This is a genomic window from Dysgonomonas sp. PF1-14 (assembly GCF_029892965.1).
Lineage (GTDB): Bacteria > Bacteroidota > Bacteroidia > Bacteroidales > Dysgonomonadaceae > Dysgonomonas.
Map to the genome: position 1 here is coordinate 323,442 of NZ_JARXWN010000002.1, position 26,002 is coordinate 349,443.

At 40.3% G+C, this 26,002-nt stretch carries 23 protein-coding genes; 6 read left to right on the plus strand and 17 right to left on the minus strand.

Annotation, left to right across the window (positions count from 1 at the left end):
- Positions 1-178 precede the first annotated feature (178 nt).
- Positions 179-817 carry a pyridoxamine 5'-phosphate oxidase gene (gene pdxH / locus M2448_RS03720; RefSeq protein ID WP_280644944.1) on the plus strand — a complete coding sequence of 213 codons (639 nt, stop codon included), beginning with the start codon at positions 179-181 and terminating at the stop codon, positions 815-817.
- A gap of 39 nt (positions 818-856) precedes the next feature.
- On the opposite strand, the gene M2448_RS03725 is transcribed toward pdxH, so the two are convergent.
- Positions 857-1,891 carry a DUF4349 domain-containing protein gene (locus M2448_RS03725; protein ID WP_280644945.1) on the minus strand — a complete coding sequence of 345 codons (1,035 nt, stop codon included), beginning with the start codon at positions 1,889-1,891 and terminating at the stop codon, positions 857-859.
- 107 nt (positions 1,892-1,998) lie between these two features.
- Here M2448_RS03725 and ybaK point away from each other — a divergent pair, with 107 nt between their 5' ends.
- The 5 genes from ybaK to M2448_RS03750 all read left to right on the plus strand — a co-directional run bounded on the left by ybaK (position 1,999) and on the right by M2448_RS03750 (position 5,518).
- A complete protein-coding gene (gene ybaK / locus M2448_RS03730) occupies positions 1,999-2,475 on the plus strand; it encodes a Cys-tRNA(Pro) deacylase (protein WP_280644946.1) in 477 nt (158 codons plus the stop codon).
- 293 nt (positions 2,476-2,768) lie between these two features.
- Positions 2,769-2,999: a 4Fe-4S dicluster domain-containing protein gene (locus tag M2448_RS03735; protein ID WP_280644947.1), complete on the plus strand. Its 231-nt coding sequence runs from the start codon at positions 2,769-2,771 to the stop codon at positions 2,997-2,999.
- 72 nt (positions 3,000-3,071) lie between these two features.
- A complete protein-coding gene (locus M2448_RS03740; RefSeq protein ID WP_280644948.1) occupies positions 3,072-4,154 on the plus strand; it encodes a 3-methyl-2-oxobutanoate dehydrogenase subunit VorB in 1,083 nt (360 codons plus the stop codon).
- Between the two features lie 37 nt (positions 4,155-4,191).
- Positions 4,192-4,950 (plus strand): thiamine pyrophosphate-dependent enzyme, encoded by a 759-nt coding sequence (locus tag M2448_RS03745; RefSeq protein WP_280644949.1) that lies wholly within the window; start codon positions 4,192-4,194, stop codon positions 4,948-4,950.
- A gap of 13 nt (positions 4,951-4,963) precedes the next feature.
- Positions 4,964-5,518, plus strand: a complete 555-nt coding sequence (locus M2448_RS03750; RefSeq protein WP_280644950.1) for a 2-oxoacid:acceptor oxidoreductase family protein — start codon at positions 4,964-4,966, stop codon at positions 5,516-5,518.
- 148 nt (positions 5,519-5,666) lie between these two features.
- On the opposite strand, the gene gldN is transcribed toward M2448_RS03750, so the two are convergent.
- From gldN to hisD, 16 genes are all read right to left on the minus strand, one after another.
- The gene (gene gldN, locus M2448_RS03755) at positions 5,667-6,533 is read right to left on the minus strand and encodes a gliding motility protein GldN (protein ID WP_280644951.1); all 867 of its coding nucleotides are present in this window, start codon (positions 6,531-6,533) and stop codon (positions 5,667-5,669) included.
- A gap of 99 nt (positions 6,534-6,632) precedes the next feature.
- Positions 6,633-8,201, minus strand: a complete 1,569-nt coding sequence (gene gldM / locus M2448_RS03760) for a gliding motility protein GldM (RefSeq protein ID WP_280644952.1) — start codon at positions 8,199-8,201, stop codon at positions 6,633-6,635.
- 45 nt (positions 8,202-8,246) lie between these two features.
- Positions 8,247-9,212: a gliding motility protein GldL gene (gldL, locus tag M2448_RS03765; RefSeq protein ID WP_280644953.1), complete on the minus strand. Its 966-nt coding sequence runs from the start codon at positions 9,210-9,212 to the stop codon at positions 8,247-8,249.
- A gap of 65 nt (positions 9,213-9,277) precedes the next feature.
- Complete coding sequence (locus tag M2448_RS03770) at positions 9,278-11,443, minus strand: SUMF1/EgtB/PvdO family nonheme iron enzyme (protein WP_280644954.1); 2,166 nt, start codon at positions 11,441-11,443, stop codon at positions 9,278-9,280.
- A 205-nt stretch (positions 11,444-11,648) separates the two neighbouring features.
- The gene (gene nifJ, locus M2448_RS03775) at positions 11,649-15,218 is read right to left on the minus strand and encodes a pyruvate:ferredoxin (flavodoxin) oxidoreductase (protein ID WP_280644955.1); all 3,570 of its coding nucleotides are present in this window, start codon (positions 15,216-15,218) and stop codon (positions 11,649-11,651) included.
- A gap of 90 nt (positions 15,219-15,308) precedes the next feature.
- Positions 15,309-16,499, minus strand: coding sequence for an AAA family ATPase (locus tag M2448_RS03780; protein WP_280644956.1), 1,191 nt, complete (start codon positions 16,497-16,499; stop codon positions 15,309-15,311).
- Positions 16,500-16,706: 207 nt separating this feature from the next.
- Entirely contained in the window at positions 16,707-17,516 is an 810-nt protein-coding gene (locus tag M2448_RS03785; protein WP_280644957.1) for a transporter substrate-binding domain-containing protein, read from the minus strand.
- 5 nt (positions 17,517-17,521) lie between these two features.
- Positions 17,522-19,576, minus strand: a complete 2,055-nt coding sequence (locus M2448_RS03790; protein ID WP_280644958.1) for a putative porin — start codon at positions 19,574-19,576, stop codon at positions 17,522-17,524.
- A gap of 97 nt (positions 19,577-19,673) precedes the next feature.
- On the minus strand, positions 19,674-20,789 hold the full coding sequence (hisB, locus tag M2448_RS03795; RefSeq protein WP_280644959.1) for a bifunctional histidinol-phosphatase/imidazoleglycerol-phosphate dehydratase HisB: 1,116 nt from the start codon (positions 20,787-20,789) through the stop codon (positions 19,674-19,676).
- A gap of 42 nt (positions 20,790-20,831) precedes the next feature.
- Positions 20,832-21,860 (minus strand): histidinol-phosphate transaminase, encoded by a 1,029-nt coding sequence (hisC, locus tag M2448_RS03800; RefSeq protein WP_280644960.1) that lies wholly within the window; start codon positions 21,858-21,860, stop codon positions 20,832-20,834.
- Between the two features lie 3 nt (positions 21,861-21,863).
- Positions 21,864-22,622: a tRNA(His) guanylyltransferase Thg1 family protein gene (locus M2448_RS03805; RefSeq protein ID WP_280644961.1), complete on the minus strand. Its 759-nt coding sequence runs from the start codon at positions 22,620-22,622 to the stop codon at positions 21,864-21,866.
- Complete coding sequence (locus M2448_RS03810; RefSeq protein ID WP_280644962.1) at positions 22,612-22,968, minus strand: hypothetical protein; 357 nt, start codon at positions 22,966-22,968, stop codon at positions 22,612-22,614. The genes M2448_RS03805 and M2448_RS03810 overlap by 11 nt, the downstream gene beginning before the upstream one ends.
- A 164-nt stretch (positions 22,969-23,132) precedes the next feature.
- On the minus strand, positions 23,133-23,711 hold the full coding sequence (locus tag M2448_RS03815) for a DJ-1/PfpI family protein (protein WP_280644963.1): 579 nt from the start codon (positions 23,709-23,711) through the stop codon (positions 23,133-23,135).
- Positions 23,712-23,823: 112 nt separating this feature from the next.
- Positions 23,824-24,270, minus strand: coding sequence for a cupin domain-containing protein (locus tag M2448_RS03820; RefSeq protein ID WP_280644964.1), 447 nt, complete (start codon positions 24,268-24,270; stop codon positions 23,824-23,826).
- Positions 24,271-24,281: 11 nt separating this feature from the next.
- Positions 24,282-24,719 carry a GNAT family N-acetyltransferase gene (locus M2448_RS03825; protein WP_280644965.1) on the minus strand — a complete coding sequence of 146 codons (438 nt, stop codon included), beginning with the start codon at positions 24,717-24,719 and terminating at the stop codon, positions 24,282-24,284.
- Positions 24,719-25,996 (minus strand): histidinol dehydrogenase, encoded by a 1,278-nt coding sequence (gene hisD, locus M2448_RS03830; protein ID WP_280644966.1) that lies wholly within the window; start codon positions 25,994-25,996, stop codon positions 24,719-24,721. Before hisD ends, M2448_RS03825 begins: the two co-directional genes overlap by 1 nt.
- Between the last annotated feature and the right edge of the window lie 6 nt (positions 25,997-26,002).

Genomic DNA, 26,002 nt, shown 5'->3' on the forward strand with positions numbered 1-26,002 from the left:
CAAAAGATAAAAAGAGAGAGAAATAAAAACAGACTTTGTTTAACATAACTTTTCTATTGATAGTTTTTAGTTGATCTTGAATCCCCGTAGACGTGACGTCAATGGGGATTTCTTTTCAGGGACAACAATATCCTGCAAAATCTGTTCTATATTTGTCAGCAAACTAAATAATCATCCTATGACAGACTTATTCGATATACGCCGCGACTTTGCACTGAAAACACTCGATGAACAGGACATAACATCTGATCCTATCACATTCTTCGAGCAATGGTTCAATGAAGCCATACAGGCAGAAGCTTTAGAGCCTAACGCGATGAATCTGGCTACAGCCACGCCGGACGGAAGACCATCGTCTCGCATTGTTTTACTGAAACAGATAAAGTCCGAAGGGTTTGTATTTTTCACCAATTACAATAGCAAGAAAGGTGTACAGCTGGCGAATAATAAATACTGCGCCCTTAACTTCGTATGGCACGAACTCGAAAGACAAGTAAGGATAGAAGGAACTGTGCACAAGATATCGGATGCCGAATCCGATTCTTATTTTGAAGTACGCCCGACAAAGAGCAAACTGGGAGCTTGGGCTTCCCCACAAAGTAAGGCAATACCAAACAGGCAATATCTGGAACAACTCGTCTTCGACTTCGATAAAAAATTTGCAGGAAAACAGATACTTCGCCCGTCTAACTGGGGAGGTTATATTGTCGAACCTTTTATGATTGAATTCTGGCAGGGACGCAAAAGCCGTCTGCACGACAGAATACAATATACCCTTACTGACGGAAAATGGAGGATTGAACGTTTAGCTCCATAAGAAAAGGGTAGGTTCGCCCTACCCTTCTTGTTATTTAGCTCAGCTGTTCCCTTTTCTCTTTCTCCGTATTCTTATAAAAACATATGCTCCTATTGCTACTATTATCCACAATGGCCACAATCGGATAATCAATAAGAAAATATTAGCCAAAGCCGACCAGCCGCCACTCATAGCATCCACTATCTTACTTCCATAGCCCGGTTCGTACGAAGCGATAATTACATCGTTACGCATTACTTTTTCCTTCGTTATTACCGGCTCCTGATAAATCTCTATCTGAATAAGGCTGTATGCTATCTTGTCATTCATATTATACTCCGATATTTTAGTCCTGTCAGCTTCTTCCATCGCATAGTCCAGCGATTCTTCGGCGGCAATGGCATCTTCTAGTTTGCCACTTCGGGTAGATATGGCATTCGATACACGTCGTTGTTTCTTCTCCAAACGTATCTTCTTCAATTCGTCAGCCATCAGTTGTGCCGTCACATCATCTCCTTCTACTATACGATAATCTATCACCACAGCCAGTGGAGCAATCTGCCACAACGTAGAATCCAACAGGCTAAAGGACACACGAAGGTCGAGCGTTGCCTGCAAATGGTTACGATATACGATATAAGCCGAATCTTTCGATATATTTATCCATTGCGACTGCACATTGTTGTTATTGATAGCCGATTTTAGTATTATTCCTTTATTCTTCAATACCACATCTTCTATAATCTGAGTTGCCTTCGGAACATCTTTTACCCTGAATTTCAGACGGGCAGTCCTTACTAACTTATGTATTCCGTCATCGTTGAGTGTAGAAGCCGAAGATGTAGCGATAAAGTTAGGTACGGCAAGCGTAGGCGGAACAAATTTATAGACAGTAGATTCTTCCGGCTTCTCTTTCGAATTGGTTTCATAGACGGCAGCCAATGCCTGATCGGCACCATTTCTTTCATCGCCAACAGAGACATCCATCATTGTATAAGCTTCATCCATAGCCTCTGATTTATTTGCCTTTCCACAAGAAAATAGTACTGCAAATCCTAATACAATAACTAAAAATGGTTTATTAATGTGTTTCATAATAATATTTGTTTAATTTTACCTTTTAGTTAATAGATACCTATAAATGGTTAATTCCATAAACTTCTGATAATATTAATTGTTTTACTAGCGAAAAGTAAGTTTTAATGAAGATCGATAAGACAAATGCTGTCCGGCTACTCGATAAAGAAAAAATAGAATATAAACTCATTCCCTACGAAGTAGACGAATCCGACCTAAGTGCAATACATGTGGCAGAACAATTGAACGAGCCTGTAGAACAGCTATTTAAAACACTTGTACTCAAAGGGGACAAAACAGGGTATTTCGTTTGCATCATACCCGGCGCAGAAGAATTAAATCTGAAAACAGCAGCAAAAGTCTCGGGTAATAAGAATTGCGACATGATTCCGATGAAAGACCTGCTGAATGTCACAGGATATATAAGAGGAGCATGTTCGCCCATCGGCATGAAGAAGCTATTCCCTTCGTTTATTGACAAAAAGGTCGAAAACCACCCACTCATATACATAAGTGCGGGCAAAAGAGGTTTACAAATTCAAATAAATCCTAAATATTTAATACAAATTGTAAATATTAAAGTCGAAAATCTTACAGAATAAAGAAAAATAATGATAATACACTGTATTTTAGTAAATTACAACGAATTTACACCCTAAAAAACATGTTTAATGACATCATTTATTTTAACATCTTTATGAATAAAAAAGGAGATTATAAAAATAAATACATATACCTTTGTGTAAGTAACAACGGGCATTTTTTATATAAACAACAGTCGTAACAGTTACATATATCTGAAAAAGACGCATATCTGTTGTATTTATGCCACCCGAAAGGATAGAGAGGCATATCGCCCGAAAGACAGTGACAACTAAAAAAATTATTATACAAAATGGCCAAAATCAAAGGAACAGTAGTAGTTAATGAGGAGCGTTGCAAAGGATGTAATCTTTGCGTGGTTTCATGTCCTTGCGATGTACTGGAACTTCAACCTCGAAATGTCAACCAAAAAGGTTATCATTATGTATATATGAAAGATCCGGACTCATGTATCGGATGCGCCAATTGTGGTTATGTATGCCCCGATGCATGCCTTACCATATATAAGAAAAAATTTGCATAAAAATATAAATAACGTATTGCCCTGCCTTTGACGGCAGTTACCCGCAATTCGTTTTTTAATCAATCAACGCTTATGTCAGAAGAAATATTTTTAATGAAAGGCAATGAGGCCATTGCCCATGCTGCAATCAGGTATGGCACAGATGGCTACTTTGGTTATCCTATCACCCCACAGTCGGAGATAATGGAGACACTGATGAGTGAAGCACCGTGGAAAACGACAGGAATGGTCGTACTACAAGCCGAAAGCGAAACAGCCTCTATAAATATGGTATATGGTGGCGCAGGATGCGGAAAGGCTGTAATGACGTCGTCTTCGAGTCCCGGTATGAGCCTTATGCTCGAGGGAGTATCATATATAGCAGCAGGAGAACTTCCTTGCCTGCTGGTAAATGTGATGCGTGGCGGTCCCGGACTGGGAACGATACAACCTTCACAGGCCGACTATTTCCAAGCTGTAAAAGGTGGAGGACATGGTGACTACAAGCTTATTACCCTTGCTCCGAGTTCGGTACAGGAAATGGCTGACTTTGTAACGCTAGGTTTCGATCTGGCCTTTAAATACCAGACTCCTGCCATGATACTTACCGATGGTGTTATCGGACAGATGATGGAGAAAGTTACACTACCTGCCTATAAGCGCAGAAGGACAGAAAAAGAAATCAGAGAACAGTGCCCTTGGGCTACTCTGGGTAAGCCGGAAGGACACAAACCGAATATAATTACAACACTGGAGTTGGATTCTTATAAGATGGAGGTAAATAACCTGCGCCTTCAGGCCAAATATAAGTTAATAGAAAAAGAACTGTGCCTGTATCAGGAAGTAAACTGTGAGGATGCAGATTACATATTTGTAGCATTCGGCTCAGCTGCTCGTATTTGCCAGAAAGCAATGGAGCTGGCACGCGCACAAGGCGTAAAGGTTGGTCTTATACGTCCTATTACACTGTGGCCTTTCCCATCTGCCATAATAAACAAATACGCCGATAAGGTAAAAGGAATACTGACAGTGGAAATGAATGCCGGACAGATGGTAGAGGATGTACGCCTTGCTGTAAACGGAAAAGTAAAAGTCGAGCATTTCGGACGCTTGGGAGGTATAGTACCTACACCAAGTGAAGTAGTAGATGCCCTTGAATATAAATTTGGCCTTTAATTGAGGCTGTTGTATCAAACTTTAAGTTAAAATCATTATGAGTACAAATATAATAGATCCGGCAAACCTTGTGTACGCAAAGCCCGAATTGATGAACGATACGGAAATGCACTATTGCCCGGGTTGTTCACATGGTGTAGTACACAAACTGATAGCTGAGATTATAGACGAAATGGGACTGAGAGACAAGACTATCGGCGTAGCACCGGTAGGTTGTGCGGTATTCGCATACAGCTATCTCGATATAGACTGGCAGGAAGCAGCTCATGGACGTGCTCCGGCTGTAGCGACCGCTGTAAAACGACTATTACCTGAGAAAATGGTGTTTACTTATCAAGGGGATGGTGACTTGGCCGCTATCGGTACTGCCGAGACTATTCATGCAGCCAATCGTGGAGAGAATATTGCCATTATTTTTATCAACAATGGCATATATGGTATGACAGGCGGCCAGATGGCTCCTACCACTCTTAGCAATATGAAGACATCGACAACTCCTAACGGACGCGATATCCATGAAAACGGTTATCCTCTCAAAATACTTGATCTGATGGCACAACTCGAAGGCGTATGTCTGGCAACGCGTCAGAGCGTACATACTGCCGCTTCGGTGAAGAAGGCTAAGCGAATGATTAAAAAGGCATTTGAAAACTCTATGGAGAACAAAGGTACATCTATTGTAGAAATAGTATCTACCTGTAGTTCGGGATGGAAAATGACTCCTGCCGCGTCTAACGACTGGATGGTGGAGAATATGTTCCCTGTATATCCACTTGGAGACTTGAAAAACATCTAAAAGACCGGAAAATATGACACAAGAAATAATAATAGCAGGTTTTGGCGGACAAGGTGTGCTGTCGATGGGAAAAATACTCGCCTATTCGGGGTTGATGGAGAACAAGGAAGTATCGTGGTTTCCATCTTACGGACCCGAACAACGTGGTGGAACTGCAAATGTGACTGTAATCTTAAGTGATAGTCCTATCAGTTCACCGATAGTAAACGAGTATGATATTGCTATCATACTCAACCAGCCTTCACTCGAAAAATTCGAGCCACATGTAAAACCAGGCGGCATACTGATATACGATCCTAACGGTTTCCAGCATCCACCTACACGAAAAGATATCTTTGTATATAAAATAGAAGCTGTAGATACTGCTACTATGATGCAGAACACAAAGGCATTTAATATGATTGTACTGGGTGGGCTTCTTAAGGTGAGCCCTATGGTAAAACTGGAAAATGTAATGCTTGGATTAAAGAAATCTCTGCCTGAACGCCATCACAAATTGCTACCAATGAATGAACAGGCTATTGCAAAAGGGATGGAAGTGATACAGGAGGTACAAAAGCCGAGTTAAAACAAGAATATAAGTATTATAAAAGCAAAAGCCCTGGATCATCATCCGGGGCTTTTGCTTATCTACTCTTCCACCTTATATCAACAAAAAAACCTTACAGATAAAATATTCATATCTATAAGGTCTCTTTTATAATAATTGACTTTACTTATCTTCTGCTTTCAGCTGCATAAAATTTAGCCTGAATATAGTCTAGTTCATTTTCTATACGCATACGTTCTTTAATCAGGTCATCCATATTAGGATAAAGTACTGATAGTTGTCTCAAACCAACCTGATATATACAACCTCTGTACCATCTGTTTCTGATTACATCAAACATAGAAGCATTGCTCAACACCGGAGTGATGTTTGCTACAGCAACCGGAGATTTAGCTCTTGCCAGATATACGCTCAGGTCATCAAATGATATCCAGAACAACGGATAGTGCTTACCTTTATCGAACAATACCGGACAAATGTGAGTTACACGAGCGTCACCCTTAAATGTTTTGATATCGAAATACCATCTTTCTTTAACCAGATAGTGTAGTATCTTATCGGAAGGTATATCTTCTTTCTTTACTACTACGGTATGATTAGCACCTTCGGTAAAAGGAATAACACTCTCTTTCAGTGCTTCTCTTACATCTAATGCTTTTTCGTCAGTTACATCCGGTTGAGCCTCGTATTTATACGCTTTTATCGTATTTGTGCTCATCAGATTTATCATCAGAGAGAACAGATTTACTCTGCTGTCTGTAGACTCGGTAGGATAGAAAAACGTTTCGTTTCCTTCAACATCGCTAAGTTGTCTGTAGATCTCTCTCGACCAGATAGTAGATGAATAATCATTCATCGAGTTCTCCATAACGAAAAGCTCACGCGAAGAAATAGTTGAAGCCATGTCTTCTGCTGTATTTGTAACAACGTCAACCTCGTTCAATATTCTAGGCCCGTTATTTGCTGCGTTTTGTGCAGAAAGCGAACTTGTAACAAGTAATCCGCCAAGCATTAATGAAACTAAATATTTCATATGACAATTTTGTTTTTAAAGGATGTATGGAAACTTGCTGACATTATTTGGCAAATAGTTATCCATGCTCGTTTTCATAATATCCTATTTTTGTGTTAATTAATTAATTCTTACATCCATCGAATAAAGATCTCTGTCTCCATCCGGCCCTCTGGCTTTTATACCTGTAATGAAGATCTGTCCACCGCGTTGCATTCTGCGTATCTGATCGAGCTGACGATCTGAGAAGTTTGCTCCGTTTGACATTTCTTTCGTAGCATTACCCATTGCGTCTACGTTCAGTGTCGTAAAGCTAAGAACTTTATACTGGATATCCAATACACCGTCATCTATAGATGCTTTCAGTTCTCTAGTATTCAATATAGTAGCTCTGGCTAAAGGCCCTTTTCTGAACTTTCTTAGGTTACCATTCTGATCTGCATACTCAATATACGGTAGCGGATCAGGTAAGGCACGTATACGGAACTCTTTGGTCGCAATCTGCTGGTTTACACCATTTACATTTGCTGATACGGAAATAATGAATTTTTTACCAATGTTAGCCGCTGCTGGTTGTGCTGTCCATATTCCTCCCGACTTAGGAGTCAATGTACCACCCTCTACAACTCTGGCTGTTACATTACTTGTTGCTACTCCCGGAACGGATATGCTGACATCATTTCCTATGCCTACATAAAGTACATCCATCAGTAGTGGCGCTATAGTAGCCATTGGTTCCATTACGGTATATTTCTGAGTGAACTCTCTCCGTAATGGGTTACCCAATCGATCCATCAGTTCTATATAACCACTAAACTCGAAATTACCGGGTGTTCCAACACCAAATTCATATAAACCTTTTTTTTCTGTCGGCAACTCTTTGCCGTTTATAACTATTCGGAGATCCTGAGTTGTATCTACAGCAGCCATTATTATGTTAGCCTTGTAGGTTGTTCCTCTCATTACCATATTGGACTGGGGAACAACATATGCGTTCAGGGAATTTACCCGAAGGTCTTTCATATCAATATTCTGAGCTATGACGTTCAACACTTCGCCTTCTGCCTGTCTTACATTTGCCTGTAATTCCGACAAAAAGGTAATGGCGGCTATACTCGGCATTCTTTCAAATGATGCCTGTAGCCATGTTTTTCCGTCTTTCTTAGCTCTCGCTGATGGTTCTGTCGATAAAGTACGCCTTACGATGTCCTGCTTTGCACTATCTGTAATGTGTTTCAGTACACTTTCACGATACTCATCAATATCCTTTTTCAGCTTATTCCCCTGTCCTCCGACCGGAGATATTATTACATCGGTAGATGCATCTATATTATCTTTCGATTCCAGATTGTTTATATCTGCATCTTCACCATCCGATTTTTGTGCTATCTTTAGTTTTAGCGACTGAATATAATTAAATAAAGAATCAGTCTCAAGTTTTAAAGCTTTAGCATCATTAAAGAATTCCTCAGCTTTCTGAGGATTACTCTCACTTGCAGCCTCAATATCAGCGTATATGCGATTATTACGGTCTTCGGCTACTTTAATCGTTTCCTGAAGATTATCGTTAATCAATACAAAACCATCCAAGACTTCTGTCGATACATTTAGAGCAAGCATAGCAATGAAAACCAGATACATCAGATTTATCATCTTCTGCCGCGTCATTTGCCCTTTACTTAATGCCATCAGTTATCCTTTTTTTAATTTCTAATAAACAGAGATTTCTCCCCATTAGAAATTATTATGGTTCATATTGTTGTTATTTGTTGTCATTGCCTGTAATAAACGGGCATACACATTATTCAATGCTTCTATATGCCTTGTCATTTTTGCAGACTCTTCCTTAAACATATAACTATCGCCTATAGCTCCGTCATACAGACCTTTCATCCGTTGCAAGCTATCGTTTATATATCTGATGGCCGACATTTGTTCTGTTATAGTTTGTAATTGGCTGTTAAACACATCGTTCAGCCCACTTACATTCTGATTTAATGTCGCCAGATTATCTGCAAAACCCTGAGTTTCGGTAACATGCTTATAAGCACCCAATAATTTTTGAGATGCTTCATTCAACGACTGTATAGTATTTGAGAAGTCTTCTAAGTTTTGAGCAGTATTAGACAGGCTCTGAGCATATTCCGGTGTTACATTACCACCTACTGCGGCAACGGCTCCTCCTACTGATGCAGGTGGCACTACGCCTTGACCGCCCGAAACAGGCACATTAACTGTAGAACCGGTTTTTGGAACCCCTGTAGATGCGGCAACGTTTCCGCTACCTGCAACACTTCCTCCTCCGGCATAACTACCACCGCTTCCGCCACCGACAACAACGACCTGACCTGATCCCCCGACTTTACTTCTACCTTTTTCTGTATCGGATGTTGTCACTACTGTGTCAGAACCAACAATAGCTGAAGTACTGGATACTCCGCTACCTACAATTACATCACCGTTTCCTCCGGCACCGACTGCACTCGTACTTGTTGTGTAGTCGAATCCGGCAGCAATAAACACTAACACTTCTATAATCATACCTACAGGTAACACAATGTTACCTATGGGCCAATGCATAATCTTAAACAATGCTCCGGCAATAACTACAGCTGCACCCCAACTGTATAGAACATTGAATAATATCTGTCCTTTTCTACTGGCCAGCAAAAGCCTAAAATTATGCATTTTCTTTCCCATCGTAATTCTTTCTCTTTATAAAAATCTCACAATACTAATACAACGTATAATATCGGTATTTAGTATTATTTGATTCTACCTTTTTGGTCTACACCCCAAGATCTAACGCATCTGAATCCGATGAACGAGCGTCCTTTATCCTGGAATTCAACAGATCTTTCTCCTGATCTTACAGTAGCATCTTTCCATGATCCGCCTTTGATAATCTTGCGTTTCAAGATAGCAGGATCGGACAATACTGCTCTGTAGCTGAAATCCGGATTAGCTTCATCAGCCATACGGTCTACAGATTCTGTAAATGTAGTAGTTGTCCATTCAGCCATATTTCCGGCCATATCATACAGACCAAAACGGTTAGGCAGGAATGTAGCAACCGGAGATACTAAATCTTTCAGGTCTTTTGATGCTCTGAAATTAGCATGTGCAAGACCGTCTGTTGTATGAGTCTGGTTTGAATACCATGGGTAATCAAGTTCTGAACGCCCATTTCTGGCAGCAAACTCCCACTCAGCTTCTGTAGGCAATCTATAACCTTCGAAACCGTCTTTTTCACAGTTGCCTTCTGATAAGTAACGGTCTGTACGCCATGCACAATAAGCATCGGCAGCCTCCCATGAAACTCCTGCTACAGGGAAGTTATCATAACCTTTAGCTGTGAAATAATGTTGTGTATATTGTTCACTTTTTGCATTAGCAAAGTCAGTCATCCAGCTCATTACATCCGGATATACATTTACAATATATGTATTGGTAAAGTCAACTCTGTCGCCATGAGAATTTCTCGAAAGAGTTTCACGAATGATGTCTCCTCTCATGTTTACATAAGCTGTATCTTTAGTTATTACCATCGATTTGGCAACTCCTTCTTTTAGTTTTCCTAAGAATGCATAATAGCTTTTCGAATCGAACCACTCATATTTGTAGTTCAGAGCTGTTACGATCAAGCCACTCTTATCGGCAGCATAAGGGTTTCCACCCATAACGCTATTTATAGCAGCAGCTTCTTTAGCTGAAGGATTTTTCCAAGGGATAGATTTACCCCAGTTCAGACGCTGTATTGTTTGTCCGTCTTTAGTGCGAACAGTTTGTTTATATGAAGCATCACCGCCAAAAGCAGGGTCTGCCATTCTTTCTCTTACTATAGAGTCACGCACCCAATATACGAATTCGCGATACTGAGCATTTGTCACTTCTGTTTCGTCCATCCAGAAAGGGCTTACTGCAACCAGTTTGCGAGGTACCGAGTCACCCCACAAAGGATCAACACCTGTACCCATTTCTATATTACCTCCCGGTATCAACAACATTTTGTCGCAAGCGCGAGCCACATTGTATGGCATAAGCAAACGTGTTTCGATAGCCGGGTCAATATATTTCGGATTACCGAATTTATATGTAATACCTAATGTAGCCTGAGCCATACCATTAGAGTTCATATCTCCTTTTTGATTATCGAATGTATCGTCGATCAGGATAGCTCTACCTTCTGCATATATCTGCCAATTGCGTGTAAAGTTGAATCCTAAGTTCAAACCTCCGCTACCGCCAAAGAATGTACCGGCAAGAGCTCCATTATGTGCAAGACGTTGATAGATACCAACACCTACAAATGGATTTACTTCAAACTTACGGTTTGGCTTATACCCAGTCAACAAGTTCAATAAGTTAACCATAGCATCTCCTGTAAGGCTAACATAGCGCAGGTGCTGCATATAGTATACTTGATTGGGCTGCCAACCTTTGTCTCCCATAGGAGCCCAGATTTTAATACCCGAATCATCAACTTCCCTGTAGCTGAAATCTTTATCTATCTCCCAGCCCATATAGTCCCATTGAGGGTCTCTTGTGAGCATACCTACCTGAGAGGCATCAGAACCTTGTTTCCAGTAGTTGGTATATGTTCCGCTCCAGCCATCATTGTAGCCATGCAAACTACCTCCCGAGAACTGTGCTCGGAGCGAAATGATGTTACTCATACGGCGTCCGATAGAGAATGTCGGAGCTAAAGTTACACGACTCATGAAGCTAGTTCTGTTGCCGGGAACACCATTATCATCTTCTCCAAAATACATTTGGGCACCACCACCAATGGAGATAAACCATAGGGGATCTTTTAATAGATATTCATTCCTCGAAGGAACGGAATACTGCACAGAACTTTCTGTCTGAGCATAGGATACTATTGACACACAGAGCAATAGTAGTGAAGTTAGTAAAGTCTTTTTGTTCATATGTTTCGTATCAGTTATAATAACTATATATCAGGTGTGGCAAAGATAATATATATTTTTCTAATAATTAATAATTTTACATATTAAATATAACAAATTTAGGTTTAACTATCTCGCTAGAATAAGGGATTCAGCAAATAACAGAGGTGAAACAAACCTGTTCCACCTCTCATTATTTAGTTAAAAAATCTACAAAATGCCAGAATTAATTCTTTAATTCTGAAGATTCGTCAAATTTATCAAATGTCTCAGCCGCCATGCGCACATAGCTCTTGTAACGCCACATAGCATTGTTCTGAGCAGCCTGATATAGCTCTGATGCTTCAGACGGATTCGATTTCTGAAGAGAGGTGTAACGAACCTCATTGCCTAAGAACTCCTGGAACTTAGACCAATCCGGCTCTTTACTATCCATTGTAAACGGATTCTTGCCTTCTTCTTCCAACATCGGGTTGTAGCGCCACAGGTGCCAGTATCCGCAAGCAACTGCTGCTTTCTCTTCATCCTGAGCGTGTCCCATACCTTTACGCAATCCGTGACTGATACAAGGTGAGTATGCTATAACCAGCGATGGGCCTTTATATTCTTCGGCTTCTTTGATCGCTTTCAGGCATTGTCCCTGATTAGCTCCCATAGCAACCTGTGCTACATAAACATAACCATAAGTTGTAGCAATCATACCTAGATCTTTCTTACGGATCTTCTTACCTGCAGCAGCAAATTTAGCTACAGCTGCAACCGGTGTAGATTTAGAAGACTGACCTCCGGTATTAGAGTAAACCTCTGTATCGAGTACTAGGATATTTACATCTTCACCTGTAGCGATAACATGATCGAGACCGCCGAAGCCTATATCATATGCCCAACCGTCACCTCCGAATATCCAGATAGAACGTTTGATCAGATATTGCTTCAAAGAGTAAATCTCTTTGCAATAGTCACATTTATCTTTCTCTACTTCAAGAAGCGGCAACATACGTGCTGCGATTTCTTTTGTAGCCTCAGACTCATTTTTATTTTCAATCCATTCTTTGTAGATAGCCTTGATTTCAGCTGAACACTTATCGCAATCTTGTGACTGAGTCATCAGTTTAACTAGCCTGTCGCGCATTGTCATATTAGCCAAAGCATAACCGAGACCAAACTCAGCATTATCTTCGAACAATGAGTTTGCCCAAGCCGGACCTTTACCTTCCTCATTCTTACGGTAAGGAGTTGAAGGCGCAGAACCACCATATATAGATGTACAACCAGTAGCATTGGCAATAAGCATACGATCTCCGAATAACTGAGTAACAAGTTTGATGTATGGAGTTTCTCCACAACCCGAACATGCTCCGGAGAACTCAAACAACGGAGTAGCAAACTGAGAGTTTTTCACATTCAATTTAGTATCCACAAGGTGAGCCTTGCTTGTTACATTTTTGATCATGAAATCCCAATTGTTCTGCTCAGGGAATTGAGTTCCGATCTCAACCATTTTGAGGGCTGAATTACCTTTCTTACCCGGACAAATATCAGCACAGTTACCACAACCAAGACAGTCGAGAACGTCTACCTGAATGCGGAATGCCATACCATCGAATTGTTTTCCTTGCGCTTTTAGCAATTCAATATCCTGAGGAGCTTTTGATTGTTCTGTAGCATCCAATACAAACGGACGGATAGTTGCGTGAGGACAAACATAAGCACATTGGTTACACTGGATACAGTTTTCGGCTTCCCAAACAGGAACGAATGCTGCTACTCCACGTTTTTCGTACTCTGTTGTACCATGATCCCACGTACCGTCTTCACGACCTACGAATACCGACACAGGAAGGTCATATCCGCGTTGAGCATTTACCGGACGAACCACTCTCTTTATAAATTCAGGAGCATCGTCTTCTTCTGGTTTGCCAACTACTATATTTGCCCATTCGGCAGGAACTTCAACTTTTTCTATTTCAATACCACGATCTACGGCAGCGTAATTCTTATTGACTACATCTTCTCCTTTACGTCCGTAAGACTTCACGATAAATTTCTTCATCTGCTCTACAGCCAAATCGAAAGGTATAACATTCGAAATTTTGAAGAATGCCGATTGAAGGATTGTATTTGTACGACCTCCAAGACCAATTTCCGTAGCAATCTTTGTCGCATTGATTATGTAGAAATTGATATTGTTTACAGCCAGATATTTTTTCACATGATCAGGCAAATAATTACCTACTTCTTCCTTGCTCCATACAGAGTTTAAGAGGAATGTACCGTTTTTCTTCAAACCTTTTGTCACATCATACAGGTGAAGGTATGCAGGAACGTGACATGCCACGAAGTTAGGTGTATTCACCAAATAAGTAGAACGGATAGGATTGTCACCGAAACGAAGGTGAGATGCTGTAAATCCTCCCGATTTCTTAGAGTCGTAAGCAAAATATGCCTGGCAATATTTATTTGTGTTATCCCCGATAATCTTAACGGTATTCTTATTAGCACCTACAGTACCGTCAGAACCTAATCCGTAGAATTTAGCTTCGTATGCAGATTCATCCACTGCTACTTCTTCTTTCATCGGAAGAGATTTGAATGTAACATCGTCTACTATACCGATTGTGAAATCGTTCTTAGGCATAGCCATTGCCAGATTTTCATACACCGACATTATCTGCGCAGGCGTTGTATCTTTAGATGAAAGTCCGTAGATACCACCAACAATAGTTGGAGCATCTTCTTTTCCATAGAATGAGTCCTTAGTATCCATATATAATGGTTGACCCGGAGCTCCCGGCTCTTTTGTACGGTCAAGAACTGCTATTCTTTTCGCAGTTTTAGGGATTGCACCCAAGAATGCTTCAACCTTGAACGGACGATAAAGGTGAACAGCTACCAAACCTACTTTCTCGCCTTTAGCATTCAGATAGTCTACTGTTTCTTTAATAGCCTCTGTTACAGAACCCATAGCGATGATCACACGGTCTGCGTCTTCAGCACCGTAATAATCGAACAGATTATATTTACGTCCTGTTATTTCAGATATTTTAGCAAGGTATTTTTCTACAATTTCAGGTACTGCATCATAGAATTTATTTGCAGCCTCACGAGACTGGAAATAAATATCGTCGTTCTGAGCTGTACCGCGAGTCACCGGATTCTCCGGATTCAAAGCTCTTTCGCGGAATTCTTTGATAGCATCCCAGTTTACCAGCGGAAGAAGGTCTTCCTGTTGCATTTCTTCAACTTTCTGAATTTCGTGCGATGTACGGAATCCATCGAAGATATTCATAAATGGAATACGGGAATCTAATGTTGCCAAATGAGGAACAGCCGAAAGATCCATTACTTCCTGTACCGATCCTGAGAAGAACATAGCAAAACCTGTCTGACGGGCAGCCATCACGTCCTGATGGTCACCAAATATAGACAAAGCCTGTGCTGCCAATGCGCGCGCCGAAATATGGAAAACGCTAGGAAGGAGCTCCCCTGCTATTTTATACATATTAGGTATCATCAGCAACAAGCCCTGAGAAGCTGTATATGTAGTTGTCAGTGCACCTGCCTGTAACGAACCATGAACTGCACCTGCTGCTCCTGCCTCAGACTGCATTTCCTGTACTCTTAATATTTCGCCGAAGATGTTTTTGCGTCCGGCGGCCGCCCATTCATCAACGTACTCTGCCATAGTTGATGACGGTGTGATAGGATAGATCGAAGCTACTTCGCTAAACATATATGAAATATGCGCCGCAGCCTGATTACCATCACATGTCAGGAATTTTTTTTGTTTAGCCATACCTTTTGTAATAGTTGATTATCTTTTAAAATTTACTTTATTATTTTGATGGGTCTGAAAACAGATCGTTCTTTCGACCGGAAAATATACTTAATACAGGAAACCGAATAGCCAGAGCGGAATTACATTCTTCTCTCCTATCTCCATATTGCCTACAGCATAAAACTGTTCCGGTTTGTTTTTACCTCTGTTTTTCTTTCCTTCTATCTTAAATTTAAACTTCTTATCTCCCGCCAGTACGATGAAAGTCCCCGCTTTCGTCCCTTTCTTCAGCTTACAGTCGCTATGGTGAATCTGATTGTAGAAGAAGGTTTCACGCAATGCCTGATCTTCGATAGGTGCCATCTTCAACGGAAACATAAGATTTGTATTGTGCATGTATACAAGCTCCGGTTTCTTCGGGAATTCTTCGTCCTCCCTATACAGCATATTTATCAATCGGGCACTTCTCAGATATTCCATATAGTTTGTCACTGTCGCCCTCGATATCTCACAATCGATACTCAGCTGACTGATATTAGGTTTACCCGGAGAGGATAAGGACAATAGATATAACAGTTTACGCAACTTGGGCAAATAAGACATTTCTATCTGTTTGATAGATAGTACGTCTACCTCCAACATCATGTTTACTGTTTTAAGCAAATTTTCCGAAAAGTTTCTTTTTTCGAGAAAGAACGGATAATATCCATGATGCATGTATGACCAGAAATGTTCGAGCGGGTCTATATGCGAACAGATATCTTCTGCTATTTTTTGATGATTCTCTATTATTTCGTCTAGTGTATATGCTCTAAAGTCTTTGTTTAACAGGATATTCAGAAATTCACGATATGAAAAGCCTCTCAGATTGTAAACTGAAACAACCGAAGCCAGTTCTTCGTCTTCTCCGAGTTTCATTACTGTAGACCCCGTAAACACGATTTTCAGTTGTGGAAACAAATCATAGCATTCCCTGAGCTCTCTCGACCAATCGGGATATTTATATACCTGATCGAGTAATAATGTCTTTCCACCCCTATCTACAAATTCTTTAGCAAAACTGGTAATCGATCTTACCGTAAAATAGAATTGATTCAGGTTGATATAAAGACAATCTCTCTTATCCAGATCAAAGAATTCTTTTGCGTACTGAAGCAAAAAAGATGTTTTGCCGACACCTCTGGTTCCCTTTATGCCTATCAGCCGATGAGACCAGTCTATTTGCTTCATCAATAAACGGGGAATAACTCCATCCAGATGCTCGACTAAATACCTATGCGTTCTAAAAAATGATTCCACTAGTAAAAACCTCGTTTAAACTCGACGAAGGTACTTATTTTTTTACTTTGTTGCAATGTCTGCTTAGCAATTTTAATCATTTTTTATCAAAAAAGCACCCAAAATATAAAAAACAGAGCAAGAATGAAAAGCAACCCTCGCCAAAGGTTTATCGGCAGTGGTATTTATATAGCGCAACGAATAAGTCAATAATCACCTACAAGACAGTTATTTATAATATTTTTTATAAATTCGGGCATACTCTCTCGTCTTCTTCACCTCTTTGATCCAAACATTAAGAGAATCCAGCAGAACCGGAGATTTTTCACTGACAGCCCATGCTTCCAGATGAGTGAATCCAATAAGGGTAGAATAGTCTATTTCGGGGATCGAACGGGCAACTCTGGCTGCAACAATCTCATCACAAACAGCATAATCTATTTCTTTGGCTGCGACCATCATAGCCAGTTGTTCCTGCCCGTAAATAGGGTCTTCTTTCACAAAAATGGTATCGCCAATCTCGTGTGATAGGTTTCTTATGCGTAATATCGCCGGAGAATTTTGCGGGACATACAAGGTCTTTTTAGCCAGATTGAGGTGGCTTCGCAATGGTTCTGCTCCATCATTATATTCTTTCTTCCGCTGAATCAGCACCTGCCTGTTTTGTGCAACAGGTTCAGTGAAACGCAGCGAAGTCCTTAATTCGGATGTTACGGGTATATTTCGTGCCATAACATCATACTTCCCTTTTTTCAGTCCATCGATACTTTTATCGAGACTGGATTCGAGTAATATCTCTATTTCGAATGGGATACGCGATTTAAGAAGCTGTATGAGGTCATGATTGAATCCTGCAATAGTGTCACCCGACACATAGTATCCGGCGGGATTATAATCGGTAACAATATGCAGCACTCCATCTTCTTCTATCTGCGACAGGTCTTTAGGAGAAGACGTACCTCTGAGAAGAAAGAAAGATATTACAGCCAATATAATTATAAGTGCTGAAATGATTATGAAAATCCTTTTCTTCAACATACCCGTTAATTATTGAACTGCCACGAGATACCTAATTTAAAGCCACGAGGATTGATCGGATAACGATACAAAGAGAATGACTCGGCATTTCCCATACCATCGGCCACATTGTACATCATCATAAAGAAGCGTGTATATTTGAGATGCAAGTTCAGGTAGGCATTCACCACAGGAAAATTACCGATTTCCATATTTTTCTGGTTATAAAACTGCATAGTGAGCGGCTCATAGCCCGGCATATAGTATTTTGAATGATAATGTACATCGGCACCAAGCTGCAAAGTAAGCACTTTAGCAATTTTGGTTGTCAGATATATATTAGAATACACACTCAGAGTAGGCAATGGAATCACATCCTTATCTCCTGTTACTTGGTACACAACCTGATTATCCCAATGAAAAATCCCTGCCTGAAAGTCTTGGTCGAGCCTGAAAGATACAACTTGTACACTACCCGATTTCTGATGAACTAAACGATCAGTTCCATAGTAAATGTAGTCTGTTACATTCTCAACTCCGCCTCTAAGCCTTGTCCTTGAAAAGGAGAATTCCGGAAAAATAATCTCCCCACCAACATATACTCTTTGGGTATTATTAAAATCTTCATTCCAGTTCCAGTATTTAGATGAAAACGTACGCTGAAAATAACTCGGACTAATACCTTTAGCATAGGCATTCGCCTTAGCCGATATATTCTTGCCCCACAGGCTAAACATGGTGGTCACCTCTCCTTCGAGCTTATAATCGCTATTTATGAAATCAAATTCTCCGGATGCTCGGTATCTCAGGTATTTTCCTTTCTCTTTCGACAATACTCCTCCTATAGTCAGGGAGTTCTCACTCTCCCTTGTATGCAATCCGGGAAGTCCTCCGGGACGGGAGTATTTTCGCATATCGTACTCAATGAAAGCGGTCAGACCGAATTTGGTCCAATTGCGGAACCCTTCATTCATAGCAAGTGCCAATGTATTTTTGAAAGAATAGTAAGCCATATAGTCATCTATATAGCCACTATATTTATTTTGCTCGATGATTTCTCCATTAGCATTCTCTGTCGGTGTAGGTTTATAGAGATCATCCAAACCACTAAATCCGGAAGTTATGCCTCTGCGCTGATCGGTGTAATGCGTAGTTAATATGGCACTGGCAAGGGGAATATAGTCTTTCTTTTTACGCAAACCCGTCACACTATCGTTTATCGCATACTCTTCCATATCGTTACCCAAGTCGTAACGATTGGTAACATACAGGTGACGTCCACGTATCTTGTTGCGTGTATCCTGCATCCGCGTTGGGATATCCAGTGTATTTCCAGTGTAGCGCACAGCATCAGGATTGAGAATATAAGTGGAATCAGCAATACCTCCATTCTCCAGAATGGTAAAGTTATTGTTATGGAAAAAGGCGTGCATCTTATATTTATCCCCTATGTAACTGGCATAGAAGTCGTAACTTATTCCCTTGTTAGACTGGGAATTGTAGAATCCACGCGAATAAATATAATCGAAATCGAAACCTACGTTCAGCTTCTTGCCCATATTCATAGATAATTCACCCTGAAAGCGTTGCTCCTGCCTTTCGCCCCCGCCTCCGCTTTGGTATTTGATATTGGAGTAAGGCACTTTAGTATTCAGAAACAACTGATCTTCCGGATCTTTACGCCACAAATACAAGCCATCCAGAAACATAAATCGTGAAGCTTCGGGACGCTCAAAGAAAATCTTCGATTGAGCAGGCGAACCTACATTCCCGAGATATCCCATAGCTACTCCGGCACCATCTACCAGCATACTATTATGGAAGTTCTGAGGCATAGTATCGCGAGGCAGAAATATACGTTCACCAAGACGTGGAGTTATTTTCCATGCAAAAATATTAGGAACGACATTTTTTACCGTATCTATTATATTTTTCCCTGTCGGAAAGTTTATTGAATCGAGATGCAGGGAGTCGATACCCGCAACAGGGGGTGACGTGCGTTGAACTTTAGGCCTGTCCTGAGCATTTACTGCCAGAAAAGACATGGAAAACACAAGAGCTGCCAGTATATATTTTTTCATCGGTGCAAACTTACACAAAAAATGAAAATTGAGACGTTAATGATTCCTTAAAAACAGGAGAGAAGGCTATTTATTGTATTTAAACCCGCATTTTCCATCAGATTACACCTTTGGTAGATGGTAGTTCATAATTGAATATATCCCGCTTTTTAGCCATTTTCAGAGCCCTTGCCAAAGCTTTAAAGATTCCTTCTATCTTGTGATGTTCGTTTGAGCCTTCTGCTTTTATATTCAGATTCATTTTTGCCGAATCGCTCAGAGATTTAAAAAAGTGAAGGAACATCTCGGTTGGCATATCCCCTACCTTCTCGCGATGGAACTCAGCTTCCCATACAAGCCATGGGCGACCGCCGAAGTCGAGTATGGCGGAACACAGACAATCGTCCATAGGCAGGCTGTATCCGTATCGCTCTATACCGCGCTTGTCGCCGAATGCTTTATGTAATGCTTCGCCCAAAGCAATGGCTGTATCTTCTATTGTATGGTGTTCGTCCACATTCAGGTCACCTTTTACTTTTATGGTTAGATCCATACCGGAATGTTTTCCGATTTGTTCGAGCATATGATCGAAGAATCCCAGTCCGGTAGAAATATCGCAATTACCTTTACCATCAAGATTCAGAGCGACATATATATCTGTTTCCTTAGTAGTCCGTTTGATTTCCGCTTTTCGCTCTCCTGCAAAAAGGAATTCGCTTACAACATCCCAATCGGTTGTTTGAAGTACACAGATATTTTTTAATTCTTCCGGTACATCCATGTCTTCTCTTAAGAAAATGGCTTTACAACCCAGATTCTTAGCTAATTCTACATCGGTCATCCGGTCACCTATCACAAAAGAATTAGTCATATCATATTCTTCTGTCATATATTTGCCAAGCATACCCGTACGGGGCTTGCGAGTAGGCGCGTTATCCTCGGGAAAGCTGCGGTCTATCAGGATATCATCAAACGTTATACCTTCTCCTTGTAATGTTTTCAACATCAGATTGTGGACAGGCCAGAATGTATCTTCGGGAAAAGAGGCTGTACCTAAGCCGTCCTGATTGGTAACCATTACAAACTCAAAATCGAGATTCTTGCGGATGAAATACAGGTTACGGATAACTTTAGGATAAAATTCCAGTTTCTCGAAGCTATCCAGTTGATAGTCTACAGGTGGTTCTATAACTAACGTTCCGTCACGATCTATAAATAATGCCCTTTTTTTCATTTGATTTTAGTTTACTAGTGTTTAGAGTTCTAGTTTACTATTTTATAATTGTTTCAATGTTTCAATCAGCGTCTTATTCTCCCCATCTGTTCCCACTGTTATACGCAGACAACCTGCACATAGCGAAACAGAATTACGGTTACGAACAATTACTCCTTTGTCAGCCAACTGTTTGTAAAGGCCATTGGCATCTGCCACCTTTACCAATAAGAAATTAGCATCGGTAGGATATATTTTTTCAACGAAAGATAATTTTGGTAATTCTGTTTTCAGATAATCACGTCCTTTCAGTAGAATGGAAACCCATTCTTTTCTCAATTCGAGTTTATCCAACTCTTCGCTAACAAAGTTTTGGGTAAGGATATTTACATTATATGGGTATTTCACCTTATTGAATAACTTAATTATATCCGGAGATGCGAACGCCATTCCGAGACGGACAGCAGCTAATCCCCATGCTTTGGAGAAAGTTTGCAGGACAATCAGATTCGGATATTTGTCCAGATCGCCCAGCCATGTGGCTTCGGAAGCAAAATCGATATAAGCCTCATCGACAATGACAATACCGGCAAATGAATTGAGTATTTTTTCTATTTCTTTTCTGTTCAGCAAATTTCCGGTCGGATTGTTCGGCGAACAAAGGAATATGATTTTTGTATTGTTATCTATCTTCTCCAGAAGTGTTTGTGCATCCAGATCGAAGTTTTCATTCAGCAATATTTTGCGGTATTCTACATCATTCACATCGGCACACACCTGATACATACCGTAAGTAGGATCGATGGCGACAATATTATCGGTACGCGGTTCGCAGAAGATACGTATAACGAGGTCGATAGGCTCGTCACTACCATTCCCTAGAAATATTTTCTCCGGCTCAATATCTTTTATTTTGGCTATTTTTTCTTTCAGCTTCCATTGCAGCGGATCGGGATAGCGGTTGTACTTATCATTCAGTGGATTCTCGTTTGCATCGAGAAAAACCGAAGCCTCACCTTTAAATTCATCGCGTGCCGACGAATAGGCTTTCATATTCCAGACGTTTTTGCGTACTAATTGTTGTAGGTTCATTTACTATTTAGATAATATGCTTAGAATCAGATCATAATAACCTTCTTTCAAAGGCAACTCATAATTAATATATAATGTATTTCTTTTGGCAATAACTTTCTCTCCTGTTTTTGGATTAAAACTTTCCTTATCAGTCTCTTTCCAATAAAAACCGATACCTCTCTTTTGCCATGATGGAAGACCATTAAAATTTATACCATAAGAAAAGAGTAATTCGTTTTTATCCGAAATGCTTATCTTCTCTATTCTTTTTGTGGCTTCGCGTTTATTAAAGCCATCTTTACGAAGCGTCCAATAACAATGAGCATTCAAAGAATTACGATGTGCGTCTTCGTTGCGCCACCGGAAATAGTCTATCACAAGATTTTTATTAGGAAATGCCGATATGCGGCAATCAAATGCGGCAACACCCCCTAAAAGGGTTGAAAACTTGGCACTGGCTTCTCCAGCTAAAATAGAATCAAATTTTCTTATTTTCCGCCCAAAGCTATTTTCATTGTAATGAAATAGCAAGGATATTTCATCGCTCTGTGTATAACCATATATAACGTTGAAACCACAATTCATCAGATGTTTAGTAGTCTCGACCATATAATCGCGAAATTTCGGATCGAAAGGAGCTTCAAAATCATACTTCTCTTTTGTCAGCTTTGTAAAACCCCGACCATCTATACGGGCAACAATATACATTTCAGGAACAATGCAAATATCCTGAGCAGTTTCATAAACCCGCATTTTCTTATCTAAATCATCAAACTTCATCGTTCCAGTCTTTTACAATAAAACTCCCGTTCTCTAGTTCGACATAATATAATTCATCAAAGCCTTCTTCGTATGATGGCAGCTCCAACTTGCTATATGTTGCCCTAAGTCCGACATCTGGTATTCGTTGCTTTCCCTGTCTGCCTTCATTCCTTGCTAAAGATTCTTCTATCTTAGATTGGAAGTAATAACCGATCAGCTTATATTTTGCGTTTTTAATCTTGCTTATATATTTTTCCCTATCTGCTTTTGATGGATTTGTATTATCTACAACAAAAGCCTGTTGCGTTTCTATACATAGGTCTATAAAGCGGGATTCTCTGTTTCTGGTTTTCAACAAATCCATAGAAATCCGCACATGTGTATGAAAAAACTTTTCTTTATAGAAAGAACTTTTCCCAGTAGCTTGAATTCCACAAAATAAAACAGCTTCCATAGATATATAATAATAGCTACAATAAAATAGTATTGTCAAATTATTGTAGCTACTCCATTTATAATTTCGGTAGATTACAATTCAATTTTCACACCCAATAATTTATAAAATTCCCTGAGTATTGCGGGATGTCCCGGCCATGCAGGTGATGTTGTCAGATTTCCGTCTGTTATGGCTTCTGTTGCCGGAATGTCTTTATAATTTCCTCCCGCCAGCGTAACTTCAGGACCGACTGCTACATAACAGGTCAGTGTTCTGCCTTTTACAACATTGGCTGCCGTAAGAATCTGTATTCCATGACAGATAGCTGCCACAGGCAGATTCTTTTCAAAGAAATATCTGGTGTATTCTATTACTTTAGGATCGAGACGTATATATTCGGGAGCACGCCCACCTGTAATATAAAGTCCTGCATAACCTTCGAGTTTTACACTATCGAAACTCTTGTTGAGTGTAAAATTGTGCCCGCGCAATTCTACATAGGTCTGAAAACCTACAAAATCGTGAATAGCTGTAGCGACCTGTTCTCCTGCCTTTTTGCCGGGACAAACTACATCTACACTAAATCCTACACTTACCAATGCCTGATATGGCACCATCAATTCATAATCTTCGACAAAGTCGCCTGCCAGCATCAATATTCTTTTACCCATAATTAAAAACAGATTTTAGAAATTCAACATTCAGTTAACTCTTTAAATGTAGTGATAATTGTTAAAATTCAGGATTCTTTTATCTGAAAAATATTTAACAGTCTCTCTACTATTACTTTTCGTAGGTAGTGACCACGAATATTATCAACGGCTCGTCTCCGGTATTGATAATGGAATGATAATTGTTATCACCTTGTATAGAGGTTACATTTCCTTTTTTCAGATCGAACTTGCGTGTGATCTTATCCAGTCCTTCACGTTCGATGTATTCACCCTGTCCATGCACCAATATATAAAGCTCCTGCTCCTTCTTGCTGCCATGCTCGTGAAAACCGGCTTGGTCTCCTTTGTTCAGCAGTACCATGTATGTGCCGATGCGATTGTTTACAAGTTCCCCTTTTTCGAATATAGAGAGCATATATACTACTCCGTTGCCATCGTACATCGGATCGCGCTTCTCTATATCTATAACTGTACGTTGTGGCTTACCGAAAGGAGTTAATGTAATATCAACATATTTTGATACAGTTTCTAATACTTGCTTTTTTTCGTTTTCCATTGTATTGTATTTTATTTTAATCGTTTTATCATTTCGTAATGAGGAATCCCTACTTCTGTAAACTGATCGCCTTCTATAGTATAGCCATGTTTCCTGTAAAAATCGACTGCTACTTTACGGGCATGAAGGTAGAGATATTCAAAATTGCGCTCAGTGGCTACCTGTTCCGAATATTGCAGGAGTTCACTACCAAGCCCTTTACCCTGATAAAAATCATCGACAGCCATTTGTCGCAGTTGGATTGTTACCTCTGATATAGGTGTAAGAATACAACAACCTACCATCTGATCGGAACCGGGAAAGTATGCTGCCAGCAACAAATCGTTCTTATCCCTCTCTAAATCTTCCTCTGAAAAGCTTATACCGAGAGGTTTTCTAAGGATTTTTGTCCTCAAAGCTACCATCTGGTCGTATTCAGCAGTTTTATAGCCTATTATTTTAAAGTCCATTATCCTTTCAGTCTTAAAGTTACTGCATTCTTATGTGCAAACAATTCTTCATTTTCGGCCATGATTTCGATTGTAGGCCCCAGATTTTTTATTCCTTGCTTTGTGATTCGTTGGAATGTAATCTTCTTGACAAAGCTATCCAGATTAACCCCGCTATATGCCTTAGCATACCCATTGGTAGGTAATGTATGGTTTGTACCGGAGGCATAGTCACCTGCACTCTCCGGCGTATAATTTCCGAGAAAAACAGAACCTGCATTTACAATCTGATCGGCAATATCTATATAGTCTGCCGTCTCTATTATCAGGTGTTCCGGCGCATATTGGTTAGTCATATCTATAATCTCCTGCTCGTCTCTTAACAATATCAGCTTACTGTTTTGCAAGGCCTTTTCTGCTATTTCGCGGCGAGGCAGTTCAAACAATTGTTTTTCTATCTCGTGTAGCACTTCCGATATAAACGGCTCACAAGTGGTAGTAAGTATAACCTGACTGTCTGCACCATGCTCTGCCTGTGACAACAGGTCAGCGGCTACAAACTGCGGAATAGATGTTTCATCGGCTATCACCTGCACTTCGGATGGCCCTGCAGGCATGTCGATAGCAACATCTTTGAGGCTTACCAGTTGCTTGGCAGCCATGACATACTGGTTGCCCGGCCCGAATATTTTATAAACCTGCGGTATAGTATCTGTTCCATAAGCCATTGCCCCGATAGCCTGCACTCCGCCCGCTTTGAATATGTGGCTTACTCCTGCTTCTTTTGCTGCAAACAGGATTGCCGGATGTATTTGTCCTTCTTTATTTGGTGGTGAACAGAGAATAATTTCTTTGCAACCTGCTATTTTTGCAGGAACGGCCAGCATCAATACAGTAGAGAATAGAGGAGCTGTACCTCCGGGAATATACAACCCGACCTTTTCTATGCCAACAGATTTTTGCCAGCAGCTCACACCCTGAGTTGTTTCTATCTTCTTTGTTTCTGATTGCTGACTGCGGTGAAAAGTTTCGATATTTTGCTTTGCCTGGCGAATAGCGGCTTTCAACTCTTCTGAAACAAGTTCTTCAGATTCCTCTATTTCAGCCTGAGATACGACCAGAGAGGAAAGCCTGACTTTGTCGAATTTTTCCTCATATTCCAGAACCGCTTCATCCCCTCTCGCTTTTACATCGGAGAGAATTTTACCGACTGTGTCGTTCAGTGAAGAAGTATCGAAAGTCGGACGTGTAAGGATATTTTTCCAATCTTTTCGTTCGGGATATATTATAATCTGCATTTTCCT

Excerpts from the sequence above, each read along its gene's own strand:
- pdxH (WP_280644944.1), top strand. The coding sequence starts at position 179 with ATGACAGACTTATTCGATATACGCCGCGACTTTGCACTGAAAACACTC.
- M2448_RS03725 (WP_280644945.1), bottom strand. The coding sequence starts at position 1,891 with ATGAAACACATTAATAAACCATTTTTAGTTATTGTATTAGGATTTGCA.
- ybaK (WP_280644946.1), top strand. The coding sequence starts at position 1,999 with ATGAAGATCGATAAGACAAATGCTGTCCGGCTACTCGATAAAGAAAAA.
- M2448_RS03735 (WP_280644947.1), top strand. The coding sequence starts at position 2,769 with ATGGCCAAAATCAAAGGAACAGTAGTAGTTAATGAGGAGCGTTGCAAA.
- M2448_RS03740 (WP_280644948.1), top strand. The coding sequence starts at position 3,072 with ATGTCAGAAGAAATATTTTTAATGAAAGGCAATGAGGCCATTGCCCAT.
- M2448_RS03745 (WP_280644949.1), top strand. The coding sequence starts at position 4,192 with ATGAGTACAAATATAATAGATCCGGCAAACCTTGTGTACGCAAAGCCC.
- M2448_RS03750 (WP_280644950.1), top strand. The coding sequence starts at position 4,964 with ATGACACAAGAAATAATAATAGCAGGTTTTGGCGGACAAGGTGTGCTG.
- gldN (WP_280644951.1), bottom strand. The coding sequence starts at position 6,533 with ATGAAATATTTAGTTTCATTAATGCTTGGCGGATTACTTGTTACAAGT.
- gldM (WP_280644952.1), bottom strand. The coding sequence starts at position 8,201 with ATGGCATTAAGTAAAGGGCAAATGACGCGGCAGAAGATGATAAATCTG.
- gldL (WP_280644953.1), bottom strand. The coding sequence starts at position 9,212 with ATGGGAAAGAAAATGCATAATTTTAGGCTTTTGCTGGCCAGTAGAAAA.
- M2448_RS03770 (WP_280644954.1), bottom strand. The coding sequence starts at position 11,443 with ATGAACAAAAAGACTTTACTAACTTCACTACTATTGCTCTGTGTGTCA.
- nifJ (WP_280644955.1), bottom strand. The coding sequence starts at position 15,218 with ATGGCTAAACAAAAAAAATTCCTGACATGTGATGGTAATCAGGCTGCG.
- M2448_RS03785 (WP_280644957.1), bottom strand. The coding sequence starts at position 17,516 with ATGTTGAAGAAAAGGATTTTCATAATCATTTCAGCACTTATAATTATA.
- M2448_RS03790 (WP_280644958.1), bottom strand. The coding sequence starts at position 19,576 with ATGAAAAAATATATACTGGCAGCTCTTGTGTTTTCCATGTCTTTTCTG.
- hisB (WP_280644959.1), bottom strand. The coding sequence starts at position 20,789 with ATGAAAAAAAGGGCATTATTTATAGATCGTGACGGAACGTTAGTTATA.
- hisC (WP_280644960.1), bottom strand. The coding sequence starts at position 21,860 with ATGAACCTACAACAATTAGTACGCAAAAACGTCTGGAATATGAAAGCC.
- M2448_RS03805 (WP_280644961.1), bottom strand. The coding sequence starts at position 22,622 with ATGAAGTTTGATGATTTAGATAAGAAAATGCGGGTTTATGAAACTGCT.
- M2448_RS03810 (WP_280644962.1), bottom strand. The coding sequence starts at position 22,968 with ATGGATTTGTTGAAAACCAGAAACAGAGAATCCCGCTTTATAGACCTA.
- M2448_RS03815 (WP_280644963.1), bottom strand. The coding sequence starts at position 23,711 with ATGGGTAAAAGAATATTGATGCTGGCAGGCGACTTTGTCGAAGATTAT.
- M2448_RS03820 (WP_280644964.1), bottom strand. The coding sequence starts at position 24,270 with ATGGAAAACGAAAAAAAGCAAGTATTAGAAACTGTATCAAAATATGTT.
- M2448_RS03825 (WP_280644965.1), bottom strand. The coding sequence starts at position 24,719 with ATGGACTTTAAAATAATAGGCTATAAAACTGCTGAATACGACCAGATG.
- hisD (WP_280644966.1), bottom strand. The coding sequence starts at position 25,996 with ATGCAGATTATAATATATCCCGAACGAAAAGATTGGAAAAATATCCTT.